The following is a 24,437-nucleotide window of genomic DNA, read 5'->3' as shown; positions in this document are numbered from 1 at the left end:
CTTATATCATGTTCGAACTCTTACATCTTACCGCAACCCGACCGAGCGGGCCACCTGGACCAAGGAGCACCATATGGCGATGGATTTCCAACAATTTGCGGCGACAGCGCCCGATGTCTACGCGGCAATGGGCGGCGTGGGCCGCGCGGTGGACGCGTCCGGCCTGGACAAGGCGCTGACCGAACTCGTGAAGCTGCGGGTCTCCCAGCTCAACGGCTGCGCCTTCTGCCTGCAATTCCACCTGAACATCGCGCGCAAGCTCGACATCGACCCGCGCAAGTTCGACCTGCTGGCCGGATGGCGCGACGCCGGCATCTACACCGAGCGCGAGCAGGCCGCCCTGGCTTGGGCCGAGGCGCTGGTCCGCATGACCGACCACGCCGCGCTGGACGCCGCGCAGGCGCAGGTCAAGGTGGCCTTCACGGAGCCGGAACGCGTGTTCCTGGCCACCGCCATCGCCGCCATCAACGCCTGGAACCGCATTGCCGTGGGGCTGCACTTCCCGCCGCCGGCCGCCACATCCGTCACGCCGACCACGTCCACCACCCCCACCGGGAGCCGCACATGAGCACCGTCGTCCGCGAAATCGACCTGATTCAGATTCGTCGCATCGACACCGGCGGCGAAGTGGCGGCCTGCTTCCCGCTGATGCACCAGCTCCGGCCGCATCTGGCCGATGCCGATGAACTCGTGGCGCGCTGGCGGCGCCAGGCCGACGTGGGCTACCGCCTGGTCGGCCTGTGGGACGACGGCCAACTCGTGGCGCTGGCCGGGTATCGGATGCAGGAGAACCTCGTCTACGGCGATTTCCTGTACGTGGACGACCTGGTCACCGACGCCAACACCCGCAGCGCTGGGTACGGCCAGATGCTGATGGACTGGCTCAAGGAAGAGTCCGGCGCGCTCAACGCCCGCCTGCTGGTGCTGGATACGCCACTCACCAATGTGCTCGGGCATCGCTTCTATTACCGTAACGGGCTGCTGGCCCAGACGCTGCGCTTCAAATTTCAATTGGACTGAGACATGACGACCTTGCTGCACCTGAACGTCAGCCCCCGGGGCGAGACGTCGCACAGCCGCCGCGCGGCCGACTGGATTCGCCAGAAGCTGGCCGCGCAACATGCGCCGCTGACCGTGCTCGAACGGGACCTTGCCGCCGACCCGCTGCCGCCCATCAGCGCCGCGTTCACGGACGCCAACATGGCCGGCGCGGCCGGGTTGCTGAAGGAAGGGGAGGTGCCGCCGGCGCTGGCGCTGTCCGAGACGCTGATCGCGGAACTCGAAGCCGCCGACATGGTGCTGCTGGCCACGCCGATGCACAACTTCACGGTGCCGGCCACGCTGAAGACCTGGATCGATCTGGTCGTGCGGCCCGAGCGCACCTTCCGCAGCACGCGGCAGGGCAAGGTCGGGCTGCTGCGCGACCGCCCCGTGCTGGCCGTGGTGGCCTGTGGCGGCCCGGTGCGCGAAGGCCCCGGCAGCCAGCAGGACTTCCTGACGCCTTACCTGAAGTACGTGCTTGGCACGATCGGCCTCACCAGCGTGGAAGTGCTGCGCATGGACAACACCGCCCGTGGCCCGGAGTACATCGCGCAGGGCCTTGAACACCTGCAGACCTGGGCCGATGCCACGCTGCCGGGGTTGGTTGTCCCGACCGAAGCCGCAGCCTGATCAGCCCGGCACCGAGGCATTGCCGACGCCCAGCGGGCGCTGCATCAGCACCGTGTCGATCCACTGGCCGTGCTTGAGCCCGACCGATTCGAGCCGGCCCACCGTACGGAAGCCCAGCCGCTCATGCACCGCCACGGACCCGGCGCCCTCGCCGCTGGCCGTAAGGGCCACCACGGCCACCATCTGGCGCCACGGCCCGGTCTCGCAACGGGCGATCAGCTCGGCCAGCAGGGCGCGGCCCAGGCCCTCGCCGGTGTGGCGATGATCGATATAGATCGAATCCTCGATGGCGAAGCGGTAGGCGCTGCGCGCGCGGTAGGACGAGGCGTAGGCGTAGCCCAGCACCTCGCCGTCGCGCTCGGCAGCGATGTAGGGCAGGTGCTTCTTGAGTACCTCGGCATAGCGCTGGCGCATGTCGTCCACGGACGGGATGACTTCCTCGAACGAGGCACGCCCGTGGACGACATGATGGGCGTAGATGGCATGGATGGCCGGCACGTCGTCGGGCGTGGCATCGCGGAGGTGGAAGGGCTTGCGGGGGGCGGAGGATTCGGACACGGTGTTTCGGAGGCAGTCAGACCAGTCAGGGAAATCTTGTGCGAAGCACATTCCGTACCTTACCGCGTCGCGTGCGCAGGCGCTTGTATATAGTGCGGTGATATTTATCCGGAGAACGCCACCATGATCACGATCTACCACAACCCCCGTTGCTCGAAGTCGCGCGAGACGCTCGCGCTGGTCGAGTCGGCGGCGCAGCGTCTGGGCGAGCCGGTTGAGGTGGTGGAGTACCTGAAGCAGCCGCCCACGCTGGCCACGCTGCGCCAGCTCCATACGATGCTGGGCGTGCCGGTGCGCGAGATGCTGCGCAGCAACGAGGATGTCTACAAGGAACTCGATCTGGCCGACCCCGGCCTGACCGACGCCGAGCTGCTGGCCGCCGTGGCCGACAACCCGATCCTGCTGCAACGCCCGGTGGTGGTCCGCAACCGCCAGGCCGCCATCGGCCGCCCGCCAGAGGCCGTGTCAGCGCTGCTGGGCTGACCGCCAGCACCGCTCCGGGGCCTGAAATAGAACCGGCCTCCCGCAAGGGGAGGCCGGCCGGTCAGACAGGCGATTCGCGTCAGGCGAGTCGTCGTAATCAAACACCCAGCCAGTGCAGTGCCTCCTGACCGAAAGCGATGGCGGCGAGCACCACCAGTAGCGTCACCAGCGTGACCGTGCTGACATAGACCGTTGCCTTGGCGATTTCCGCATCCTCGCTTGGGGAATGCGTACGGGTGATGGCGGACGTGCGCGTGTGCGTGCGGTGTGGCCAGTGCAGCCTGCCGCTCAGGTCCTTGAGATGGAGATCGGGATGGAATCGCATGGCACACCTCCTCGGGCGTCGGGAGCCGCTTCAACAGCCACTTCTACTATAGGCAAATGCCACGGGAAACGCGCCGTTTACTGCGGCCGCCGGAGCGTACCCAGTTCAGCGGCTGGCGTCGGGAAGTGAGCTGTCGCTATCGGCAGAATCCTTGCTGGTGGCGGAATCTGGCGAAGTGACCGCCACCAACGCCGCCACCAGCGCCGCTTCCCGCGCGCGCAGTTCGGCCAGCATATTGCAGAACAGGGCGCCCTGTTCCAGGGCATCGTCCAGCGCGATGTGGGTGTGCGGCAAGGGGTCGTGCCAGTGGGCCGGGAAAGCCGGCTTGACCGACTTGCGGTACGGCCGGCCGGTCAGGGCGAAACCGAGCGTCTTGATGTCCAGCGCCGCCCAGCCGAAGGGCGAGCGGCCGGCGTACCGCATCATGTACCAGAACACCCAGGTGAAATCGAAACCGGCCGGAAAGGCGATGAACACCGGCTTGCCCGGCAGGCTCTCCACCCATTCCACGTAACGCGGCATCACGTCCTCGGGGCGTTCGAGGTCGCGCCGGCACGCCGCCCAGGCCTCGGGCTGGGTCTTCCACCACTGCATCTGCACCGGATGGCCGGCGGCGCCGGGCAGGGTTTCCAGGTTGGCGGAGAAGGTGCCGAGCACGGTCTTGTCGGCCAGCATCGCCGCCGAGGCGAACGAGAGCATCGAATGCGGGCCCGGGATCGGCCCGTCGGCCTCCACGTCGGTACTGACGTAGATCTCGGGGCGGGTGTCGGGTGCCTGCTTTTTCGCCATCGGGGAGGGGAAACCGGCGGCTCAGGCCGCGTCGATCAGATGATCGGCCACGTAGGGATTGTTGCGGCGTTCCTCGCCGAAGGTGGACACCGGGCCATGGCCGGGCACGAAAGTCACGTCGTCGCCCAGCGGCCACAGCCGGGTGCGGATCGAGCGGATCAGGTCGGCGTGGTTGCCGCGCGGGAAATCGGTGCGGCCGATCGAGCCGGCGAACAGCACATCGCCGACGATCGCCAGCTGGTTGGCGCGCGAGAAGAACACCACGTGGCCCGGCGTGTGGCCGGGGCAGTGGTAGACCTCGAGCGTCTCGCCGCCGAACGTCACGGTATCGCCGTTATCCAGCCAGCGGTCTGGCTCGAAGGCCTCCGCATGGCCGAAGCCGAAGCGGCGCGTCTGGTCGGGCAGTTGCTCGATCCAGAACCGCTCGTCCTGGTGCGGCCCCTCGATGGGAATGCCAAGCTGGCGCGCGAGCGCCGCCGCCCCGGCGCAATGGTCGACATGCCCGTGCGTCAGGAAGATCTTCTCCAGCGTCACGCCTTGCTCCGCCACGGCGGCCAGGATGCGGTCGAGGTCGCCGCCGGGGTCGCACACGGCGGCACGGCCGGTGGTCTCGTCGATCAGCAGCGAGCAGTTTTGCTGGAACGGGGTAACGGGAATCAGGAGGACTTTCATGGGTCGATGCGGGTGCTTTGGCGTGTGCGCCACGGCACGGTCTGGCCGAGGCGGTCATTGTAACGTCGGCCCATGGCACCCCGTCTCAAACGGGTGTCAGACCGGTTGAGAAGATTCTGAAAGTGAAGTTTGCGCCGCCCCAAACCGCCCCGGGCACATTCGGCGCAATCCCTTGTCAGGCTTTGGATTGCGGGGATTCGTGCCGATCTTCAAAGCCACTTGATTAAATTTCGTAACAAAATCAAGGATGTAGCCCACGGAGACCGATGTTAGACTGCGCCGATGTTCAATTTGCCCGTATCTCGTCCGGGGTTTGGTCTCGCACGCGCGACGCAACGCGCGACCCCCGCCAAACCGGACACTAACCGCTTGCTGCGTCACTGCGCGATCCTCGTATCGGCGCTGGTGATGGCCGCTTGCGCGACGCCGCCGGAGAGCGACTCCCAACAGACCGCCGATGCCACCGGTGCGGTGCCGACGCGCGCCGCCAAGGCGAAGCTCGACAAGTCCGGCGCCCGTCCCGACGAGCGTGGCAACTGGGATCTGTTCGGCTGGGGCAAGGATGACAACGCGCCGGCGCAGTCGTCGCTGGACGGCCTGCGTCCGGATCTGGGCACCTTCGAGCAGCGCGGCACGGCGTCCTGGTACGGCAAGGGCTTCCATGGCCGCAAGACCGCCAATGGCGAACGCTTCGACATGCGCGCGATGACTGCCGCGCACCCGTCGCTCCCGCTCGATAGCTGGGTGCTGGTGCGCAACCTGCGCAATGACAAGGTGGCGGTGGTGCGGATCAATGACCGCGGCCCCTACCACGGTGGCCGGGTGCTTGACCTGTCCTATGCGGCGGCCAAGCGGCTGAATTTCGTCGAACGTGGTGCTACGCAGGTGGAAATCCGCCGGCTGTCGCGCACGGAAGTGGCGGCGCTGGGCCCGCAGCTCGAGGCGGGCGGCAACGAAGCCGGTGACGGCAGCGGTGCCGATGACCTGCCCGAGACCGCCAACGCGCTGGTCCCGGTCAAGTCCAAGGCCAGGAACAAGGCTGGGACGGTCAAGGCGACCACCAAGCGCAAGCCCCGGTAGGCACCCCGATGCGGCCTGGCGTGATCGACTCCCGCTCCACCGCCAGCCCGCTTCCCCCTCTTCCTTTCAGACTTTTCTCATTCCTCGCTGTCGCCGCCGTCACCCGCGTCACCCGCGTCACTCTCGGCGGCGCGTTGCGCCAGCGCCAGCCGGTACAGCGCATCGGTCTTCGCCCCGGTGATCGCCGCCGCCAGCTTGGCGGCGCGCTTGGCCGGCAGCTCGGCCACCAGCAGCTTCAGCACGCGCTGGGCCTCGGCATCGGGCGCATCGGCATCGGCCCCTTCGGCGCGCCCCGCGCCTTCCACCACCAGCACAAACTCCCCCTTGCCGCGCGACGCCTCGGCGGCCAGCCACGCCGGCGCCTCGGCCACGGTCAGCACCGGGGTTTCCTCGAACAGCTTGGTCAGCTCGCGGCCCACCAGCAGCCGGCGCGTGCCGGGCAGGGCGGCCGCCAGCGCCGCCAGGGTGTCGGCGATGCGGTGCGGCGCCTCGTAGACCACCCAGGCGTGGTCCAGGGCGGCCAGTTGCGCGATGGCGTCGGCGCGGGCCTTGGGTTTGCCGGGCAGGAAGCCGATGAAGGTGAAGCGGCCTTCGCCGGCTTCGAGCATGTCGCCGGCCACGGACAGCGCGGTCACGGCCGCGCTCGGCCCCGGCAGCGGTACCACACGCAGGCCGGCCGCGCGCACCGCTTCCACCAGACGGGAGCCGGGGTCGGAGATGCCGGGCGTGCCCGCATCGGACACATAGGCAATGCGCTCGCCGGCAGCCAGCCGGGCGACGATCTTCACCGCGGCCTCGCGCTCGTTGTGCTCGTGCACGGCCACCAGCGGCCGTTGCAGCCCCACGCGGGACAGCAGTTGCCCGGTGTTGCGGGTGTCTTCGCAGGCGATGGCGTCCGCCAGCCCGAGCACATGCAGCGCGCGCAGCGACAGGTCGGCCACGTTGCCGATGGGCGTGGCCACCACGTACAGCGTGCCGGGCGGGTAGGTCTGGCCCGAGGCCAGCGAGGTCCAGTCACTCATGCTTGAGAACTTCCGTTGATTCGCTCATTCAAAACCACCACGACCGCGCGCGGCGCGGAGGCCGAGGATCGCGCGCTGGCCTACCTGCTCAGGCAGGGGCTGGCGCTGGTGGTGCGCAATTATCGCTGCAAAGGCGGCGAGATCGACCTCGTGATGCGCGCCGCCGATGGCACGCTGGCGTTCGTCGAGGTCAGGCAGCGCAGCGGCCGCGCCTTTGGCGGCGCGGCGGCCAGCGTCACGCCGGCCAAGCAGCGCCGCCTGCTGCGGGCGGCCGAACACTACCTCGGCACGCTGGACCACACGCCGCCGTGCCGCTTCGACGTGGTGGCGCTGGAGCCCGGGCGCCTGGCCTGGTTGCCGAACGCATTCGACCAAAATGCCGGGGGTGACGATGGCGCGTCCTGGGCTGCGTCATAATGCGCGGGATTGGGCAGAAGTCAAAGAGCCATGAGTATTGAAAGTATCGAACAGCATTTCCTGGACAGCGCCGACACCAAGCGGCAGGCCGCCACGCTGATGGCGCCGCATATCGACGCGGCGGTGGAGCGCATGGTGGCCGCGCTGACCAGTGGCAACAAGATCCTCGTCTGCGGCAATGGCGGGTCGGCCGCCGACGCCCAGCACTTCGCCGCCGAACTGATCGGCCGCTTCGAGCGCGAGCGGCCCGGGCTGGCGGCGATTGCGCTGACCACGGACAGCTCCATCCTGACCGCCATCGGCAACGACTACGATTTCACGGTGGTGTTCTCCAAGCAGGTGGAGGCGCTGGGCCAGCCCGGCGACATCCTGCTGGCGCTCTCCACCTCCGGCAATTCGGCGAATGTGATCGCGGCCATCCAGGCGGCGCGCCAGCGCGACATGAGCGTGGTGGCGCTGACCGGCAAGGGCGGCGGCAAGATCGCCACGCTGCTGGACGAGTTCGACATCCACCTGTGCGCGCCGAGCGACCGTACCCCGCGCATCCAGGAAGTGCACCTGCTGACGCTGCATTGCCTCTGCGACGGGATCGACGAGGCGCTGCTGGGCGAGGCATAGGGAACGGGGGATAGGGCATAGGGGATAGGAAGCGGGGGGTTATCCCACCTTATCCACAGGATTTGCCCAAGTTGTTCACAGGAATTGCGGCGTCATCCACAGAGTCATCCACAGCAGCGCCGCGCCGGTTTCGTCTTATTTCCGCATCATTCCGTATCCAGCCAAGGACCGCATGACTAACGTAACGACCGCAATGACCCAGAAGACCACTCCGGCGCGCGTGGCGCGCACGGCCATTACCGTGGCCGCACTGCTGGTGTCGGCCACGCAACTCGCCGGCTGCTTCCCGGTGCTGGCCGGCGCGGTCGGCACGGGCGTGGTCATGGCCACGGACCGCCGTCCCACCGGCACCCAGGCCATCGACCGTGGCCTGCAGCTCGAGATCGACAACACGCTAGACGCCAAGTACAGCGGCCAGGCCCGCGTGGACGCCGCCGTGTTCAACCGCAAGGTGCTGCTGGTGGGCGAGGCCAACAACGCCAACACCAAGCAGCAGGTGGAGCAGTACGTGAAGAGCCTGCCGAATGCGCGCGAGGTGATCAACGAACTCGAAGTGGTGTCCACGCCGGGCTTCATGACCCGCAGCAACGACGCCTACCTGACCAGCAAGGTCAAGACCTTCCTGGTGACAGCCGAGGGCGTGCCGGCCAATTCGATCAAGGTGACCACCGACAAGAGCGTGGTCTACCTGATGGGCGTGGTCACGGCGGCCGAGGGCGACCGCGCCACCGACGTGGCCCGCAACGCCAGCGGCGTGCAGAAGGTGGTCAAGGCGTTCGACTACGTGAGCGAGGCCGAGCGCGCCCGCCTGGACGCCGCCGCCAGCTCGCAGAATCCGGATGCGGGCAGCCAGTCCGTGGGCTCGCCGGCGCCGGTGCAGACCGTGCCCGGCACCGCGCCGAACGCGCCGGTGACCTCGGATGCGCCGGCCGGCACCGTCAGTACCGCGCCGGTCACGGCGCCGGTGACCTCCCCGACGGCGCTGCCGCCGGGCCGCAACCTGCCGTAGTCTTGCGATAGTCCCGCCCAGGAACCGAACCATGCGCGCGCCCCCGCCCCTTCGCCACAAGATGTCCACCGCACGGCTGGCCTTCTGGATTGGCGGATGGGTGGCGCTGGCGGCCATCGCCACGATGGGGGCGGCGCTGGCCCAGACCGGCACGTCCGGCCCGGCCAGCGAGGCGCGCACCACCGTGGAAGCGCAGTCGGCGCGCATGCAGCAGGCTCGCAATCAGGCCGCCTCGTGCGCGGCCTGCCATGGTCCCGACGGCCGCGCGCCGGCCGATAGTCCCGTGCCGGGACTTGCCGGCCGCCCAAGTGCGGAACTCGTCGAACTGATGCTCAACTACAAGAACGGCAAGCGACCCGGCACCGTGATGCCGCAGATCGCCAAGGGGTACAGCGATACGGAGATCCTCGGCATCGCGTCCTGGTTCGCCGACCAACAATAAGAAGGCCTTCATGCGCAGACGCGCCGTATTGGGAACGTTCGGCGGCCTGATGGGCGCCGCCGCGCTGGGCATGCTGACCCCGCGCCAGGCACGCGCCGCCGCGCCGGCCCGGGTGGTGGTCATCGGCGGCGGCTTTGGCGGGGCCACCGCCGCGCGCTACCTGCGCCACTGGAGCCGGGGCGCCGTGGATGTGACGCTGGTCGAACCCGACGCGGCGTTCGTCTCCTGCCCGCTCTCGAATCTCGTGGTGGGCGGCCAGCGCGGCATGGCCGACATCACGCTCACCTATGACGCGCTGGCGCGCCGACATGGCGTGCGTCATGTGCGCGATACGGCGCTTGCGATCGATCCCGCCGCGCGCACCGTGCGGCTGGCGGGCGGCGCCACGCTGCGCTACGACCGCCTCGTGCTGTCGCCGGGCGTGGAGATGCAGTCCAGCGCAATCCCCGGCCTGGCGCAGCCGGGCGGGGACCAGATCCTGCACGCCTGGAAGGCCGGCCCGCAGACCGACGCGCTGTTCCGCCAGTTGGCGGCGATGCGCGACGGCGGCACCTTCGCCATCACCATTCCGCTCGCCCCGTACCGCTGCCCGCCCGGGCCATACGAACGCGCCTGCCTTGTGGCGAACTACCTGCGCGCGCACAAGCCGCGTAGCAAAGTGCTGATTTTCGACGCCAATCCGGACATCACCTCCAAGGGCGCGCTGTTCCGCCAGGTCTGGGAGACCCGCTACCGGGGCATGATCGACTATCGGCCCCAGCACGAGACCGTGGACGTGGACCCCGCCACGCGCACCCTCAAGTTCGAGGTCCAGGACGACGAGCGCGCCGACGTGGTCAACCTGATCCCGCCGCAGCGCGCCGGCGCCATCGCGGTGTCCAGCGGGCTCGCCACGGCCAATGGCCGCTGGTGCGAGGTCGATTTCCTGACCATGGCCTCGCGCGTGGCGCCCGAAATCCATGTGCTGGGTGATGCCGTGCAGATCGCGCCGCTGATGCCGAAGTCCGGCACCATGGCCAACCAGCACGGCAAGGTGGCTGCCGCCGCCATCCTCCAGCTGCTGGCCGGACAGGGGCCGGACCCGACCCCTCTGTATACGAACACCTGCTACAGCTTCACGTCCGCCGACGAGGCCATCCACATCGCCAGTGTCCATCGCTACGACCCGGTCGAGCGGACGATGGTCACGGTGCCCGGCTCCGGGGGGTTATCCACAGCCCCGAACGCACTCGAAGGGCGCTACGCGTGGGCCTGGGCGCGCAGCATCTGGTCCGACATGCTGGGCGAGGTGCTGGTAGGCTAGCGGGTTCCGGTGTGTTGCGCCTTCGTGACATGCCGCCCCCCGAACCCGACCATGCAAGCCAAAGACCGCCTTCTTGCCCTCGCCATCATCGTGGTGTGGGGCGTCAACTTCGTCGTCATCAAGGTGGGCCTCGCCGGCGTGCCGCCGATGCTGCTGGGCACGCTGCGCTTCGCCCTGGTGGCGTTCCCGGCCGTCTTCTTCATCCCGCGCCCGCGCATTCCGCTGCGCATGCTGCTGGCCTATGGCGGGTTCATCAGCCTCGGCCAGTTCGCCTTCCTGTTCTATGCGATGGCGGTGGGCATGCCGGCCGGGCTGGCCTCGCTGGTGTTGCAGTCGCAGGTGTTCTTTACCGTGGCGATTGCCGGGATGTGGCTGGGCGAGCCGGTGCGCTGGCACAACATCGCCGGCATGGCGATTGCGGCCGGCGGGCTGGCCCTGATCGGCAGCGGGGCGGCGCACGGGCCGGGCGGCATGAGCGTGGCCGGCTTCGCGCTGACGCTGTGCGCGGCGTTCTGCTGGGCCTCGGGCAATATCGTCAGCAAGAAGATCGGGCCGGTGGACCTGCTCGGGCTGGTGGTCTGGGGCGGGCTGGTGCCGATCGTGCCGTTCGCGCTGCTCTCGTACTGGTTCGAAGGGCCGGCGCGGATCACGGCGGCGCTCGGCCAGATTCCGATGATGAGTGTGCTGGCGATCTGCTACCTGTCCTTCGCGGCCACGCTGTTCGGCTACACCATGTGGGGCCGGCTGCTCACGCGCTATCCGGCCAGCAAGGTGGCGCCGCTGACGCTGCTGGTGCCGGTGGTGGGGCTGATCTCGGCCCATGCGCTGCTGGGCGAGGACCTGTCGCTGGCGCAATGGCTCGGCGCGCTGGTGGTCATGGGCGGCCTGCTGCTCAACGTGTTCGGCGGGCGGCTCGGGGCGGGGCGGCGGCTGGTACGGCGCTGACCGTGCGGGTGAGCCGCTGCCTGTGCGAGGGTTAACCCTTGATTCGACAGCGTTTTGCCGTGGTTTTGTGAATACCCTTATCACCGGCGCATCCGTAGGCCGATGGATTATTGAGGCAAAATAGCGGACTGGCCGCACCTGCCCGCAGAGGCATCGCCCCAACGGCGGCCGAGCGCGCCGCGCCGCCCGACCGATGAAGCGCGGCCATTTGCCGTCCCCACGGCTCAATCCGTTTGGAGCAACACGATATGAAGCAGTTTGTCATCGCCGCCGCACTGTTCGCGGCCGCCGCGTCGGCGCACGCCGCCGTGGACGCCGCCCGCGCGCAGGAGATTGCCAACAAGAACGCCTGCATGGGCTGCCATCAGGTGGACAAGAAGCTGGTGGGCCCGTCCTACAAGGAAGTGGCCGCCAAGTACAAGGGTGACAAGGGTGCCCTGGCCAAGTTGTCGGCCAAGGTGAAGAGCGGCGGTTCGGGCGTCTGGGGCCCGGTGCCGATGCCGGCGAATGCCAGTGTCAGCGACGCCGATATCAAGACGGTAGTGGAGTGGATCCTGGCCGGCTCGCCGGCCAAGTAAGCCCCATCTGGTATCGCGGGCCGTCCGGCAGCGCCGGCGGCCCGCGCTGTTTCCGGAAGACCCGGAAGCGGCAGGCAGCACGAATACCGGGGTCGGCAGCAAGCAAGTACGGGACAGACGATGAATCAAAAACGACGAGAAGTATTGCGGGTTTCCGCGGTGCTCTCGCTGATGGCGGCCACCGGCCTGATCAGCGAGGCGCAGGCCGCGGAGTGGAACAAGACGGCTTTCGACGGCAAGAGCGTGGCCGATGTGATCAAGGCGCTGGGCGGCAGCGGCACCGAGAAGAGCGGCGCCATCACGTTCAACGCGCCGGATATCGCCGAGAACGGCGCCGTGGTGCCCGTGGCCGTGACCAGCACGCTGCCGGACACCGAGCAGATCGCCATCCTGGTTGAGAAGAATCCGAATACGCTGGCGGCCGATTTCACCATCCCGGCCGGCACCGAGCCGTTCGTCTCCACGCGCGTGAAGATGGGCCAGACGTCCGTCGTGCATGCGGCGGTCAAGGCTGGCGGCAAGTGGTACGTGGCATCGAAGGAAATCAAGGTCACGCTGGGCGGCTGCGGCGGCTGACGCCCGCGCCCCCCATCGCACCGATTTCCCCGATTTATCCCAAGCCACCCCGAACCACCCCGAGCAGGAGAGCCAGATGGCAGACCCGATGCGCGTCCGCGCCACCGAGAACGGCGGCGTCGTAGACGTAAAGATTCTGATGAAGCACGACATGGAAACCGGCCAGCGCAAGGATGCGGCCGGCAAGACGATTCCGGCCTGGCACATCCAGACCGTGATCGCCACGTACAAGGGGCGCGAGGTGTTCAACGCCCAGTTTGGCCCCGCCGTGTCGAAGGACCCGTTCCTGAACTTCAAGTTCAAGGGCGGCGCCAAGGGTGACAAGGTCACCGTGACCTGGGTCGACAACCGGGGCGACAAGCGCACCGACGAGGCCACCATCGCCTGAACGGGCGAAGCGAGGAAGCAGCATGCGGCGAGCATTCATTCGGGCCACGGCGGCGCTGGCCGCCATCGGCCTTTCGGCCAGGGCGGCGGCACAGCAGGCCCCGGCCCCGGCAGGAACGGGCGCCAAGGCAGGCAAGGGCGGACGGGTCAAGGTGGTGTACCAGTTGTCCGAGGGCATCGACCAGGCCGTGCGCGCCATGGCCAACCTGCGCAACCACCTGAACGCGGCGCCGGACACCAAGATCGTGGTGGTGGCGTTCGGCTACGGCGTGGACTTCCTCGTGGAAGGCGCCAAGGATTCGCGCGGCAACACCTTCGAGGCCGCCGTGGGCGCGCTGGGGTCGTCGGGCGTGGAGTTCCGCGTCTGCCGTAACACGCTGACCGCGCGCCGGATTTCCGAGCAAAGCCTGCTGATGGACGCCAAGATCGTGCAGGCCGGCGTGGTGGAGATCGCCCGCCTGCAGTTCGACGAAGGCTACGCGTACCTGAAGCCCTGATCGCAGTGCCCGGCATCCGGCCAGGAGCCAAGCTGGCCGGATGCCGAAGTCCAGTGCAATAGAACAGTGATGCACCGCCCAGCCTCGATGAGGGGCTGACGCCGGCGGTGCCATCGCGAGGAGAAGCCCCCAATGCGCAATACCCGTCGCCGCCTGCGCGGCACCGTGGCGCTGACCGCCGCGGCCATCGCCGCCGCCTCGCTGGCCGGCCTGGCCTCGCTGGCGCAAGCCCAGGGCAGCACCGCCGAGGAAATCGCCAAGTATCGCCAGATGCTGGCCGAAGGCAATCCCGCCGAACTCTGGGAAGCCGCCGGCGAGGAACTGTGGAAGAAGCCGGCCGGGCCGAAGAACGCCTCGCTCGAACAGTGCGACCTGGGCAAGGGCCCGGGCGTGACCAAGGGCGCCTACGCCGAACTCCCGCGCTACTTCAAGGACGCCAACAAGGTGATGGACCTTGAGCAGCGCCTGGCCTGGTGCCGGGTGACGCTGCAGGGCCTGACCCAGGAAGAGGCGACGAAGCAGCCGTTCTCGGCATCGGGCAAGCCTTCCGACATCGAGCGGCTGGCGTCTTACCTGACCGGCGAGTCGCGCGGCGTGAAGATGAACGTGCAACTCACGCACCCCGAGGAAAAGCGCGTCTACGCGCTCGGCCAGAAGATGTTCTTCTACCGGGGCGGCGCCTATGACTTCGCCTGCGCCACCTGCCACGCCGTGGACGGCCAGCGCATCCGCCTCCAGGACCTGCCGAACCTGCTGGAGCCCAAGGGCGCCCAGGCCGCATACACCACGTGGCCGGCGTACCGCGTCTCGCAGGGCGAGGTCCGCACCATGCAGCATCGGATCTACGACTGCCTGCGCCAGCAGCGCTTCCCCGAGCCCGCCTATGGCTCCGACGTGATCACCGCCCTGTCGATGTTCCTGGCGAAAAACGCCAACGGCGGCACGTACGACGGTCCCAACATGAAGCGCTGAGGCACGGAGAGCACACGATGACGCGATACCAATCGATGGCGCTGACTGCCGTCGCCACCCTGGTCCTGGCCGCGATGGCCACGTTCAGCCTGTCGGCCCTGGCCCAGGACACCGCCAAGCCCGCCCGCGCCGCCAAATCGGGTAGCACGGCCACCACGGCCTTCACCGCCAAGGTCACCGACGCCGACGTGCGCCAGATGATCGAGGCCTCCTTCACCTCGAAGGGCCCGGCCACCGTGGAAGGCGTAATCAACCAGGACGGCGCCCAGAAGGCGTGCAGCCAGTACCCGGACCGCACGCGCGTGCCGGCCGCCGTGGCCAAGAAGGTGGAAGCGGCCGAGCTGAAGCAGGTGAAGTATCCGGCCGACAGCAACTGGATCGGCGACTGGAAGGAAGGCGAGAAAATCGCCCAGAACGGCCGTGGCATGCAGTTCACCGACCCGGTGGGCGGCGTGAACGGCGGCAACTGCTATGCCTGCCACCAGATGACCAAGGCCGAGATCTCCTTCGGCAATATCGGCCCGTCGCTATATCAGTACGGCAAGCTGCGCGGCAATTCGCCGGAGGTGGTCAAGTACACCTGGGGCAAGATCTGGGACTCCAACGCCTACAGCGCCTGCTCCAACATGCCGCGCTTTGGCCACAAGGGCATCCTGACCGAGCAACAGATCCGCGATGTGATGGCGCTGCTGCTGGACCCGGCATCGCCGGTCAACCAGTAAGGCCGGCGCGGCTCCGGGCATGAATCGACGCGAATTCCTGCAGGTGCTGGCCGTGGCCGGCGCGGGCGGCATGGCCTTGCCCGCCGGCGAGGCCCAGGCCGCGCGCGCCGCCCAGCAGTTCTACGATGTGCCGCGCCACGGTAACGTCCACCTGCTGCATTTCACCGATTGCCACGCCCAGCTGCGGCCCGTGCACTTCCGCGAGCCGAGCGTGAATCTGGGCGTGGGGCCCTGGGCGGGCAAGCCGCCGCACCTGGTGGGCGAGGCGTTCCTGCGCCAGTACGGCATCCGCCCGGGCACGCCCGCCGCGTACGCGTTCACTTCGCTCGACTTCACCGAGGCGGCGCGCCGCTACGGCAAGGTCGGCGGGTTTGCCCACCTCGCCACGCTGGTCAAGCGCCTGCGCGCCAGCCGGCCCGGCGCGCTGCTGCTGGACGGCGGCGACACCTGGCAGGGCTCGGCCACCGCGCTGTGGACCCAGGGCCAGGACATGGTCGATGCCGCGCTGCAACTCGGCGTGGATGTCATGACGCCGCACTGGGAGATGACGCTCGGCGCGGACCGCGTGAAGGAAATCGTCGGCAAGGACTTCAAGGACCGCGTGTCCTTCCTCGCGCAGAACGTGAAGACCAACGATTTCGGCGATCCGGTGTTCGATCCGTATGTGATCCGGCACATGAACGGCGTGCCGGTGGCCATCATCGGCCAGGCCTTCCCGTACACGCCCATCGCCAATCCGCGCTACCTCGTGCCCGACTGGACCTTCGGCATCCAGGAGGAAAGCCTGCAACAGGTGATTGACGATGTGCGCGGGAAGGGCGCCCAGGTGGTGGTGCTGCTGTCGCACAACGGCATGGATGTGGACCTGAAGCTGGCCTCGCGCGTACGCGGACTGGACGCAATACTAGGTGGCCACACCCACGATGGCGTGCCGGCGCCGGTGCCGGTGAAGAACCCGGGCGGGACCACGCTGGTCACCAATGCCGGCTCGAACGGCAAGTTCCTGGGGGTGCTGGATTTCGATGTGCGCAACGGCAAAGTCGTCGATTTCCGATACAAGCTGCTGCCGGTCTTCGCCGATTTCCTGCCCGCCGACCCGGACATGGATGCGCTGATCCGCAAGGTCCGCGCCCCCTACGAAGCCAAGCTTGGCGAGGTCCTGGCCGTGAACCGTGGCCTGCTGTACCGGCGCGGCAACTTCAACGGCACCTTCGACCAATTGATCCTGGACGGCCTGATGGCGGTGCAGGACGCCGAAATCGCCTTCTCCCCGGGCTTCCGCTGGGGCACCACGCTGGTGCCGGGCGAGCCGATCACCATGGAGGCGCTGATGGACCAGACCGCCATCACCTACCCGTACACGACGGTGACGGCGATGACCGGCGAGACCATCAAGACCGTGCTCGAAGACGTGGCGGACAACCTGTTCAACCCGGACCCGTACTACCAGCAGGGCGGCGACATGGTGCGCGTGGGCGGGCTGCAGTACACCATCGACCCGAACCAGCCCATGGGCCGGCGCATCAGCAACATGCGGCTGGCCGGCCACCCGCTCGACGCCAGCAAGACCTACAAGGTAGCCGGCTGGGCCCCGGTGGCCGAGGAAGCCCGCCAGACCGGCGGCCCCCCGGTGTGGGACGTCATGGCCCAATGGCTGCGGTCAAACAAGGAAGTCAGCGCCCGGCCGCTGAACCTGCCCACCGTGCGCGGCATGGACGGCAACCCGGGCATGGTGGCCTGAGGCCCTGAGGCGCTCTCGCCGATGTGCAGTGTTGGGCGGACGCAATTGATGCCCCGCGCGGAGTTCGGTTAGAATCGTCCGTCACGGGCCGATAGCTCAGCTGGGAGAGCGCTGCGTTCGCAATGCAGAGGTCGGGAGTTCGATCCTCCTTCGGTCCACCAGGATTTTCTTTGTAAAACAACGTACTACGTCTGGCGATGTAGTGCGTTGTTTTGCTTTGGGATGCGGGTTTTTGCACATCGGGTGTGGCAGATTTGTGGCATTCGACCAACGTGCCACACCTACTCGCATGCATGACACTGCGCAACACTGCTGCTAGACTTTGCTCGCCTGCTACGCGGGCGTTTGTACCTGACACCGTGACTTCACATCCACAAGGCCGGGCTTCGGTGTCGCCCAGGTCAACTACCGGCCAACTGCGCCCTGCGCAGTTGGTTCGATGACTACAGAGCCCCGTTTGTGCTGCGGGTTCGCCTCGACATCGTGATTTCACACACACAAGGCCGGGCCCCGGTGTCGCCCTGGTCAATCACCGAGTAGCTCAACGGCGCAACTACTTGATGACCCTAGCCGGCTTACTGGGTTATCGAAATGGGACAGACTTCTGTCGCAGTAACTACGGCCGTCCTTCTGACGGTCGAGCAATTGGCGCAATGCCTCCATAAGTCCGTAGCAAGCGTCCGTAGCGACGCCACGCGTAATCCGCAGTCCCTTCCGCCGATTTGTCGGCTCCCGGGCACCAAACGGCTCCTATGGCGTGCTGAGGACGTGGAGAGCTGGCTAGCAGCCCACGTCGCGAGATCGCGGCTCGTAGGGGCTCTGAGCCCCTTGCAAGGGCCTTCGCCGCGTCGAGGCCGCCCCACGAAAGCTGAGCAAGTGGAGCGCCAACGGCGCGAACGATCCATTCACCCCGGCCAAAGCGTTTGAAACCGAAGGGGGCGGCTGTGGATAAGCCTGTCGATAGCAAGACTTGTCCACGCCGAATTTACCCCCCCTTTGCGCCGAATCCACCCCCCTTTTTCGCGCCGTATCCACCCCCCCCTAAAACCTATAGGTTTACTCCTATATGTTTACCGATAGTAAGAGCCACGAAATCTGTGGATAACTCGGCCCTGTAAGTGCTGAGCACATTGGAACAACGATGATCTGTCCTACATGCAATGCCGCAGCGATGAAACCCGCCACCAGAGATGTTCCTTACCGCTACAAGGGTCGGGATACTGTGGTCTGTGCTGTCACGGGCTTGTTCTGCCCCGTTTGCGGGGAGTCTGTTACTGACGCCAAGGAGTCGGAGGCCGCCATGCGACAGATGCTGGCGTTCAAAAGGGAGGTCGATGGCCGATCCTGAGCCGGACTGCGGAAGCCACCATTGCCTGGCGTCACGACTTCTTCGGATGCGTAAAGCCTGCGCAAAGCTTCCGTGAAGCTTCCCTAAACCTTGGTGCCACCGCGATAAAGGTAGTTTTCAGATGAGCCCAGAACTATGAAGCCGCAACAAAGTGCGGCAGCAGGGCAAGATATGTGAAGTTAGCTAACCGGCACGCCGATTCGCTACTTTCACGACCATTCGCACCTCTGGCGCTCATGGACGATTGCCTGCCCTACGCTACCGCGAGGGGGGGGCATGCCCAAAAATTTAGCAGCTAAAGTCTGAACGCTAGGTTTGAGTGAACGCGCTCCCGAACTCGTTGCGGCATAAGCCTAGCTTGCCCAACTACAGTCCTATGCAAAGCGCCTCGCTTCGTCCCCCTTTTGACGGTAGATAGGCGGCCCGAATGTTAAAATACGCGCCCCGCCTCGCTCCAAGCGAGGCAACTCCTATTTGTCTGGCGGTTCGGCGCCGGCACGGACCTAAACGGGCACGGCTACTTATGAGGCCGAGCCATCGGGAATGCTCAGGGTATGTCCAAAGCTGTACCCTGCCGTTTGTGGCATCTGTATGGGTGCAACTCGACCGTGGGGGCGCCATCCTTCTGACCCAGACGGCACCCAATTTGGGAACTTTCATTGGCCTTTGCCGCTAGCACATGAAATGGCAGATGGCATCGCAACTGAACAACTACAGCAAGAAATCCAGCAAATGGACAACGTGATCCAAAAGACAACCGTATTTGACGTGTTTGAAAAGTGCGTCGAGGCAAAAGGAGCTGGCGAGAACATCAAGCTGGAGCACAAGAAAGACAAAGAGTTTCACTTTCAAAACTGGTTCGAGAAGCGCCTGGCTGGCCTTGCGGGACACTTCGAGGGTTCAGGACGAAATACCTACCCTGATTTTTCGCTGGTTGAGTACACCGAAGGCTATGAAATCAAGGGTCTGGCGTGGCCTGGGCGAGAGCGCGACTACGACTCGAACAGTCAAGTGCCTACTGGCTATCACAACGGGCGTCAGATTTTTTACGTTTTCGGTCGCTATCCGAAAGAGCCTGACGGCATGGAGTACCCAGTTGTCGATCTGGTGATCTGCCACGGCGACTTCCTGAACGCTGACCACAACTATGTTCACAAGAACAAGAACGTAAAGGGCTTTGGCACCTACGGGGACATCATGATCCGTGACCGGAAGATGTACGTTGCGCCGACGCCGTTTGCGTTGACCAAGGGCACTACTGGTCTGATGACTCTGATCCTGCCGGAGAACTTCGGCAGCGATGACCGCTATCAAGTGGTCGGCAATCTTACTCGTGTCGAGGCCGAAACATTGGTTGTTGGCTACAACTTTGACCTTCGTACTAACGAGCTGAGTGCAGAGCGCGTGCCCAATCCAAACGCAGGCACCCGGCACCAATTTGTGGCCTACAGGCTAAAGGACGACGCGAACAAGCTGGTCACTATGGTTGACACCCTGGTGCAACCCGACGAGAACAACCTGCCGGACGAAGAATGAATAGAACTGATCAGATCGAACTCGCATTTCCGGCAGTAGCGACGGAGCTGGAGCGCGATTTCCCGCTGGTCGAGATCAGTCAGATCGCCGAACAGGAAAGTTGGCGTAAGGAAATCAATCGCCCTATCTACCACATCCACAAATGGTGGGCGACCCGACTCGGGTCGGTGTTCCGTGGCATCACGCTCGGGGCTTTGAGTCAGCCTGGCACCGACACCTGGGCGCAGTTCTACAAGACTCACGACCTGGCGGGTAAGGTGGTACTCGATCCTTTCATGGGCAGTGGCACGACGCTAGGTGAGGCCGTCAAGCTGGGTGCCAAAGCCATCGGCTGCGACATCAACCCAGTCAGCACTTTTCTTGTGCGCCAGGCATTTACGCCAGCGTCCGAGACAGAGCTTCGCGCTGCCTTTGAACGGTTGGAACGCAATGTGGCGCCAGAGATTCGGCGCTATTACCAGACCCGAAATCCATTGACAGGCGAATTGATCCAGGTGCTGTACTACTTTTGGGTCAAGACAGTCACGACGCCGGAGGGCGAGGTGATCCCGTTGCTGTCGCGCTACGTGTTCTCGCAGGATGCCTATCCGAAGAAGAAGCCACGAGCGCAAATCGTTTGCCCTGGCTGCTGGAGCGTGCTGGAGGATCGCTACGATGCAACCGACCTGCGCTGCCAGCACTGCGGCCACCAGTTCAACCCGCAGGAAGGCCCGGCCGCTGGTCAATACGTCACCACCACGGGTGGCCGGCGTTACCGGATCAAGGAGCTACTGCCTAAGGACGGTGCGCCGCCCATCCATCGCATGTACGCGATGATGGGCTTGCGAGCTGATGGTACGAAGGTCTACCTGCCTGTGCGGGATGAGGATATGGCTCTCTACGAGGAAGCCAAGGAGCGCCTTGCGAATGAGGTGCTGCCCCTGCCGGAAACCTCTGTACGACCCGGCCACAACACCGACCAGGCGCGCGGTTATAACTACACCCAGTGGCGTGACTTCTTCAATGCGCGCCAACTCCTGTGCCTTGGGTTGCTGCTTCGCGAAATACTGACCATCGCCGACCTGGCAGTGCAAGAGCAGATGCTGTGCTTGTTCTCCAGCACCTTGGAGTTCAACAATTTGTTCTGCAGCTTCAAGGGTGAGGGAACTGGGGCCGTGCGGCACATGTTCTCGAACCACATACTCAAGCCAGAGCGCACCCCGCTGGAGAACTCCGTGTGGGGCACTAACAAGAGCAGCGGCACGTTTAGCACGTTGTTCGAGTCGCGACTGCTGCGCGCAAAGCGCTATCTCGATGAGCCTTTCGAAGTCGCTTTGGAGCATGACCAGGACGGCAACCGTGCGGGCTCGCGCAAGATGGTGGCCAGTCATCCAATCCGCGCGCGTCACGTCGAGACGTGGCCCGAACTGGAAGCCGCGGATCATGGCCTGATGATCCTCAATGGAGACAGCTCAAGGCTGCCCGTACCCGCTGGCTCGGTGGATGCGGTGGTAACTGATCCGCCATACTTCGACTTCGTTCACTACTCGGAGCTGAGCGACTTCTTCTTTGCCTGGCTCTCGCCCGTTCTGCGTCAGCGCTACCCCTGGATGGCTCGCGAGGACTCGTCTGATAAGGGAGAGGTGCAGCACAAGGACCCACGTATGTTCGCCCGCCAGCTTGCTTCGGTTTTCACCGAGGCATGCCGCGTGCTCAAGGACGATGGGGTCCTAGCCTTCAGCTTCCATCATTCGCGGGCCGAGGGATGGGCGGCCATCTACGAGGCGATCAACAAGGCGGGACTGGCGGTGGTCGCGGCCCATCCAGTCCACGCTGAGCTGCGCGCGGCGAGCCCAAAGACGGCGGCCAAAGACCCAATCAGCCTGGATGCAATCCTCGTGTGTCGCAAGAAGCCATTTGCCCTGCACCAGTCATCCGCCATGCAGGATGTACGACATGCCGTCGATGCGCTGGCTGCGCGGCTGCAAGATGCAGGCATTCGTATTTCTGCAGGTGACCGCTTCGTGATTGGCGCGGCCCAGACTTTGATTGCCCGTGCTGCTGACGACATGAGTTTCGATGAGATTAAGGTCGATCTGGAGGCGATTCGGCTGGCAGTGGGGCCAAATTCTGGCAGTGCCGATGAAGAGACTAAGTCCGCTGACGCCGAGTTGCCGGTTGCATGAGGGAGCGGCTGCGTGGGGTTGCCGGCGGACTCGGGCTCAACTTCTCTGGCGTAGATCGACACAGAGCGGCTCATGGTCGACACGTCGAATGCACCGACGAAACGCCATTTTGTGCGGCGCGGTTCGGCTGAAGTTTTGAAGTTTCGTGTTGGCCGATAGAGCAACTGTAAAGCCGTAGCATCGGCTCGGCAAAAGTTCCGTGTTGGAACGATAAAAGCCCCCGTACGATGGCATCGCGACGCCTAAAGACCACATAAAGCGAGGAGCGCGGGCAGGATATGTGAAGTTAGCTAACCGGCAATCCGGCTTGCTACCTTCATGTTCCCACATTCGCGCCGGGGGCGCTCAAAGGGAATTCTTGCTCTGCAAGGCGAACAGCTATCCTCAGAATTTTTTAGCCGCTAAATCTCTCGCGGGGCGTACCAATAGCCCCTTTTCAGGGACTGTCTGTGAGTCTTTAACTGTTGAAGATCACCGGATCGTAGATTTTTGCAAACCTAATTAGGTGAGCCAGCTAAGTTTGCTGGGCAAAAAATAAGCCACGCAGCGGTGCATGGCTTAAGGATTGATTATCTTTGATAAGCAGTTTCCGGACTATTTTTTCAGCAATTTTTGCTCCAGATAGGCGTTCAACTTCTCCCGCAAAACAGGCTTCCTGCCCTGGTATTCGGAGATTGCTTTGAGAACCACTTCGCGATTGGGCGCACTGAGACTGTAGTTGTGAGAAGTGAGGAATTTGTCGATAAAATACTCCACCTCCCACTCTTCGGTAATCGAAACATTGATTCGATCCAGGTGTCCCCGATAATGCTTGTTGTCCTTGCCGGACCAGCTGCCAGTAGTCAGCGTCATTTCACATCTCCTTGTCAAAATGACATGATATGAGCTCCCATGAGCTCATATTCGGAGAAGTCTCGGCATCTGGTGTCGGAATCTGGTTGCAAGAACATTTCTCATACGAAGCCTATCGTAAAAATTACTCTTTCTTCAGCGTATCGCGCGTCTTTACTGTTTCAGCTGTTTTTGCTTTTGTTCGGATCGCACGACGCTTTGCAGAGGATTTCTCCGTTGCGTCGCGCAAATTCGAATCACCTGACAGCTGAGCCGACGCTTTAGCCTGCAATTTTTTAAGCTTATTTACGCGTTCCGCCTCATCCTTTTCAGCCTCGTCCTTTGCGGCCTGCTGAAACTGTGCCGTCGGAAGTTGCATCATTCCGTGAGTGCTCCGTGCAGTAAGATTAGCCATCATCTCTCGCATCGCGCCATAAATGATGCTATACCCAGTCTGCCGCACGGCCCGAAACACTTCAATTGTGTTATCGAATCCGTTTTTTTCCAGCGTCATAAACGCTTGAACTGTCAAACGGAAGTAGTAGGGAGGGCAGATTTCGCTCGGCTGATCTTCCTTATTAAGAGCAAGCTCAAATTTCAGTGCAAACTCCTTCGGCTCAAAATTCTCACCGTCCTGGTATGCGAGTGAAGATTTTTTTCGGAACATCGCACCGCTAAAATCGAATTCTAGTTGAGGTGCATACCGCTGCTCTTCGGTAGTAAAGCGATCGTTTGCCTCGATAGAGACTTGCGTAAATTCGAGTCTGTTAAGCGTAAGCGGCGCGGCTTTCATTTATAAAATCCTGTCCAGAGAATCTGTCTTCTGCGATGGATTGGCGGCTAAGCACATTTCTTAGATTTCGAAACGTATCTAGATGAATAACGGCACCAGCACACGCTGGTGCCGCTTCAACCGTTTCATCTTCTACGGAAATTTCCGTCCATTCGCTGAAAGCGCTCTGCGAGGGTTGGTCGTTGCAATCCTCGTGGTCTTTATCCTCGGCTTGAGCATTGTCTTGGCCATAGGAAAGTGCGAGCTCCTCCCCAATTGCATCAGCGAGGAGGTAAAGCGTATCCAGCTGAAGGTTCTTATCACCCTTCAGAAGCTTAGAAATATTTGCTTCGGATACGCCCAATCGTTCTGCAAGGTCGACATTTTTCAGCCCTTTCTCATGCATAATTTGTCGAACTTGCATAACCGGAGCCAAGCGGCGAGCCGCCTTCCAAATCGAAGCGCTCCTAAGAATAGCGGCGGCAATTTCGGTGTTGGATTTCATGGCTTAGACCCTTTGCAAAACTCAATAGAATCAGAATCGTCGACGATCTTTTTGATCGCTGTTTCCGCGCGATTCTTAACTGCTTTGGGTGTTGTCTGATCTTTTTTGTGGTGCGCTTCAAGCAACACAATAATCTTGGGCTTGCCCAAAGTATAAAAATAGATGCGGTCCTTCTTGCTAGATTTCAACTCCCATAGGCGCTCTCCGTGTCCGCGATACTTGAATGCGTGTGCCTCTTTGCACTGGACTGCGAGTTGCGTAAGGGCGGCATGAAAGTCCGCCTGTTTGATCGCATTAAATAGCGCAAACAGCATCGCAACGTAGTTTCCGACCTTGTCATCGTCGTCGACCTCTGCCTGAACGCTCCGAGCGAAGTCCGTTGCGTCGAATGGCTCACATTCCTTTGTAAGCACAGTCACCTTCCACAGCGCCAAGGGGGCCTTAGGCGGAGTCACAAGAGGCTTGTGACCCGT

At 64.1% G+C, this 24,437-nt stretch carries 30 protein-coding genes and 1 tRNA gene; 22 read left to right on the top strand and 9 right to left on the bottom strand.

What is annotated here, in order from left to right; genetic code table 11:
- Window positions 1-79: 79 nt before the first annotated feature.
- The 3 genes from SB751_RS22080 to SB751_RS22070 are packed head-to-tail and all read left to right on the top strand — an operon-like array spanning window position 80 to window position 1,671.
- Window positions 80-568 carry a carboxymuconolactone decarboxylase family protein gene (locus SB751_RS22080; RefSeq protein WP_144202156.1) on the top strand — a complete coding sequence of 163 codons (489 nt, stop codon included), beginning with the start codon at window positions 80-82 and terminating at the stop codon, window positions 566-568.
- Window positions 565-1,020, top strand: coding sequence for a GNAT family N-acetyltransferase (locus tag SB751_RS22075; protein WP_313818665.1), 456 nt, complete (start codon window positions 565-567; stop codon window positions 1,018-1,020). The genes SB751_RS22080 and SB751_RS22075 overlap by 4 nt, the downstream gene beginning before the upstream one ends.
- Window positions 1,021-1,023: 3 nt before the next feature.
- Window positions 1,024-1,671, top strand: a complete 648-nt coding sequence (locus tag SB751_RS22070; RefSeq protein WP_144202089.1) for an FMN-dependent NADH-azoreductase — start codon at window positions 1,024-1,026, stop codon at window positions 1,669-1,671.
- On the opposite strand, the gene SB751_RS22065 is transcribed toward SB751_RS22070, so the two are convergent.
- Entirely contained in the window at window positions 1,672-2,229 is a 558-nt protein-coding gene (locus SB751_RS22065; protein ID WP_410748552.1) for a GNAT family N-acetyltransferase, read from the bottom strand.
- 123 nt (window positions 2,230-2,352) lie between these two features.
- Here SB751_RS22065 and arsC point away from each other — a divergent pair, with 123 nt between their 5' ends.
- Window positions 2,353-2,712: an arsenate reductase (glutaredoxin) gene (gene arsC / locus SB751_RS22060; RefSeq protein WP_144202084.1), complete on the top strand. Its 360-nt coding sequence runs from the start codon at window positions 2,353-2,355 to the stop codon at window positions 2,710-2,712.
- A 97-nt stretch (window positions 2,713-2,809) separates the two neighbouring features.
- On the opposite strand, the gene SB751_RS22055 is transcribed toward arsC, so the two are convergent.
- From SB751_RS22055 to SB751_RS22045, 3 genes are all read right to left on the bottom strand, one after another.
- Window positions 2,810-3,037: a hypothetical protein gene (locus SB751_RS22055; RefSeq protein WP_144202082.1), complete on the bottom strand. Its 228-nt coding sequence runs from the start codon at window positions 3,035-3,037 to the stop codon at window positions 2,810-2,812.
- 105 nt (window positions 3,038-3,142) lie between these two features.
- A complete protein-coding gene (locus SB751_RS22050) occupies window positions 3,143-3,826 on the bottom strand; it encodes an exonuclease (protein ID WP_144202080.1) in 684 nt (227 codons plus the stop codon).
- 21 nt (window positions 3,827-3,847) lie between these two features.
- On the bottom strand, window positions 3,848-4,498 hold the full coding sequence (locus SB751_RS22045) for an MBL fold metallo-hydrolase (protein WP_144202078.1): 651 nt from the start codon (window positions 4,496-4,498) through the stop codon (window positions 3,848-3,850).
- A gap of 408 nt (window positions 4,499-4,906) precedes the next feature.
- On the opposite strand from SB751_RS22045, the gene SB751_RS22040 reads away from it, so the two are divergent.
- Entirely contained in the window at window positions 4,907-5,578 is a 672-nt protein-coding gene (locus tag SB751_RS22040) for a septal ring lytic transglycosylase RlpA family protein (protein WP_144202154.1), read from the top strand.
- Between the two features lie 77 nt (window positions 5,579-5,655).
- Here the strand turns inward: SB751_RS22040 and rsmI are convergent, their stop codons facing one another.
- Window positions 5,656-6,600 carry a 16S rRNA (cytidine(1402)-2'-O)-methyltransferase gene (gene rsmI / locus SB751_RS22035; RefSeq protein WP_144202076.1) on the bottom strand — a complete coding sequence of 315 codons (945 nt, stop codon included), beginning with the start codon at window positions 6,598-6,600 and terminating at the stop codon, window positions 5,656-5,658.
- Between the two features lie 15 nt (window positions 6,601-6,615).
- On the opposite strand from rsmI, the gene SB751_RS22030 reads away from it, so the two are divergent.
- The 17 genes from SB751_RS22030 (at window position 6,616) to SB751_RS21950 (ending at window position 21,856) form a co-directional block, all read left to right on the top strand.
- Complete coding sequence (locus SB751_RS22030) at window positions 6,616-7,017, top strand: YraN family protein (RefSeq protein ID WP_144202074.1); 402 nt, start codon at window positions 6,616-6,618, stop codon at window positions 7,015-7,017.
- A gap of 30 nt (window positions 7,018-7,047) precedes the next feature.
- Window positions 7,048-7,635, top strand: a complete 588-nt coding sequence (locus SB751_RS22025) for a phosphoheptose isomerase (RefSeq protein ID WP_144202072.1) — start codon at window positions 7,048-7,050, stop codon at window positions 7,633-7,635.
- Window positions 7,636-7,807: 172 nt separating this feature from the next.
- The gene (locus tag SB751_RS22020; RefSeq protein ID WP_410748551.1) at window positions 7,808-8,644 is read left to right on the top strand and encodes a BON domain-containing protein; all 837 of its coding nucleotides are present in this window, start codon (window positions 7,808-7,810) and stop codon (window positions 8,642-8,644) included.
- Between the two features lie 31 nt (window positions 8,645-8,675).
- Window positions 8,676-9,086: a c-type cytochrome gene (locus SB751_RS22015; RefSeq protein ID WP_244844875.1), complete on the top strand. Its 411-nt coding sequence runs from the start codon at window positions 8,676-8,678 to the stop codon at window positions 9,084-9,086.
- A gap of 10 nt (window positions 9,087-9,096) precedes the next feature.
- On the top strand, window positions 9,097-10,389 hold the full coding sequence (locus SB751_RS22010; RefSeq protein WP_313818667.1) for an NAD(P)/FAD-dependent oxidoreductase: 1,293 nt from the start codon (window positions 9,097-9,099) through the stop codon (window positions 10,387-10,389).
- Between the two features lie 51 nt (window positions 10,390-10,440).
- Window positions 10,441-11,334, top strand: coding sequence for an EamA family transporter (locus SB751_RS22005; protein ID WP_144202067.1), 894 nt, complete (start codon window positions 10,441-10,443; stop codon window positions 11,332-11,334).
- A gap of 248 nt (window positions 11,335-11,582) precedes the next feature.
- Window positions 11,583-11,912 carry a c-type cytochrome gene (locus SB751_RS22000; protein ID WP_144202065.1) on the top strand — a complete coding sequence of 110 codons (330 nt, stop codon included), beginning with the start codon at window positions 11,583-11,585 and terminating at the stop codon, window positions 11,910-11,912.
- 120 nt (window positions 11,913-12,032) lie between these two features.
- Window positions 12,033-12,488, top strand: coding sequence for a thiosulfate oxidation carrier protein SoxY (gene soxY, locus SB751_RS21995; RefSeq protein WP_144202063.1), 456 nt, complete (start codon window positions 12,033-12,035; stop codon window positions 12,486-12,488).
- A 76-nt stretch (window positions 12,489-12,564) separates the two neighbouring features.
- Window positions 12,565-12,876, top strand: a complete 312-nt coding sequence (gene soxZ, locus SB751_RS21990) for a thiosulfate oxidation carrier complex protein SoxZ (protein WP_092300146.1) — start codon at window positions 12,565-12,567, stop codon at window positions 12,874-12,876.
- A 22-nt stretch (window positions 12,877-12,898) separates the two neighbouring features.
- Window positions 12,899-13,372, top strand: coding sequence for a DsrE family protein (locus SB751_RS21985; protein WP_144202061.1), 474 nt, complete (start codon window positions 12,899-12,901; stop codon window positions 13,370-13,372).
- Between the two features lie 132 nt (window positions 13,373-13,504).
- Window positions 13,505-14,344, top strand: coding sequence for a sulfur oxidation c-type cytochrome SoxA (gene soxA / locus SB751_RS21980; RefSeq protein ID WP_144202059.1), 840 nt, complete (start codon window positions 13,505-13,507; stop codon window positions 14,342-14,344).
- A gap of 17 nt (window positions 14,345-14,361) precedes the next feature.
- Window positions 14,362-15,066: a sulfur oxidation c-type cytochrome SoxX gene (gene soxX / locus SB751_RS21975; RefSeq protein WP_144202057.1), complete on the top strand. Its 705-nt coding sequence runs from the start codon at window positions 14,362-14,364 to the stop codon at window positions 15,064-15,066.
- A gap of 19 nt (window positions 15,067-15,085) precedes the next feature.
- Window positions 15,086-16,807: a thiosulfohydrolase SoxB gene (gene soxB, locus SB751_RS21970; RefSeq protein ID WP_410748550.1), complete on the top strand. Its 1,722-nt coding sequence runs from the start codon at window positions 15,086-15,088 to the stop codon at window positions 16,805-16,807.
- 85 nt (window positions 16,808-16,892) lie between these two features.
- Window positions 16,893-16,968: transfer RNA gene (locus tag SB751_RS21965), tRNA-Ala, on the top strand.
- Between the two features lie 980 nt (window positions 16,969-17,948).
- Window positions 17,949-18,155 (top strand): type II toxin-antitoxin system MqsA family antitoxin, encoded by a 207-nt coding sequence (locus tag SB751_RS21960; protein ID WP_410748549.1) that lies wholly within the window; start codon window positions 17,949-17,951, stop codon window positions 18,153-18,155.
- Window positions 18,156-18,839: 684 nt separating this feature from the next.
- The gene (locus tag SB751_RS21955; protein WP_410748548.1) at window positions 18,840-19,691 is read left to right on the top strand and encodes a hypothetical protein; all 852 of its coding nucleotides are present in this window, start codon (window positions 18,840-18,842) and stop codon (window positions 19,689-19,691) included.
- On the top strand, window positions 19,688-21,856 hold the full coding sequence (locus SB751_RS21950) for a DNA methyltransferase (protein ID WP_410748547.1): 2,169 nt from the start codon (window positions 19,688-19,690) through the stop codon (window positions 21,854-21,856). Before SB751_RS21955 ends, SB751_RS21950 begins: the two co-directional genes overlap by 4 nt.
- Window positions 21,857-22,450: 594 nt before the next feature.
- Here the strand turns inward: SB751_RS21950 and SB751_RS21945 are convergent.
- The 4 genes from SB751_RS21945 to SB751_RS21930 all read right to left on the bottom strand — a co-directional run bounded on the left by SB751_RS21945 (window position 22,451) and on the right by SB751_RS21930 (window position 24,398).
- Window positions 22,451-22,708, bottom strand: coding sequence for a hypothetical protein (locus SB751_RS21945; protein ID WP_410748546.1), 258 nt, complete (start codon window positions 22,706-22,708; stop codon window positions 22,451-22,453).
- A gap of 124 nt (window positions 22,709-22,832) precedes the next feature.
- Window positions 22,833-23,480 (bottom strand): hypothetical protein, encoded by a 648-nt coding sequence (locus tag SB751_RS21940; RefSeq protein ID WP_410748545.1) that lies wholly within the window; start codon window positions 23,478-23,480, stop codon window positions 22,833-22,835.
- Window positions 23,455-23,964 carry a helix-turn-helix domain-containing protein gene (locus SB751_RS21935; protein WP_410748544.1) on the bottom strand — a complete coding sequence of 170 codons (510 nt, stop codon included), beginning with the start codon at window positions 23,962-23,964 and terminating at the stop codon, window positions 23,455-23,457. The genes SB751_RS21940 and SB751_RS21935 overlap by 26 nt, the downstream gene beginning before the upstream one ends.
- Window positions 23,961-24,398 carry a type II toxin-antitoxin system RelE/ParE family toxin gene (locus SB751_RS21930; protein WP_410748543.1) on the bottom strand — a complete coding sequence of 146 codons (438 nt, stop codon included), beginning with the start codon at window positions 24,396-24,398 and terminating at the stop codon, window positions 23,961-23,963. Before SB751_RS21930 ends, SB751_RS21935 begins: the two co-directional genes overlap by 4 nt.
- Between the last annotated feature and the right edge of the window lie 39 nt (window positions 24,399-24,437).

Origin of the sequence: Cupriavidus sp. SIMBA_020, from assembly GCF_046535395.1 — a bacterium.
GTDB lineage: Bacteria > Pseudomonadota > Gammaproteobacteria > Burkholderiales > Burkholderiaceae > Cupriavidus > Cupriavidus campinensis.
The sequence above is the reverse complement of the archived record's forward strand: the minus strand, read 5'-3'. Positions and strand labels throughout refer to the sequence as shown.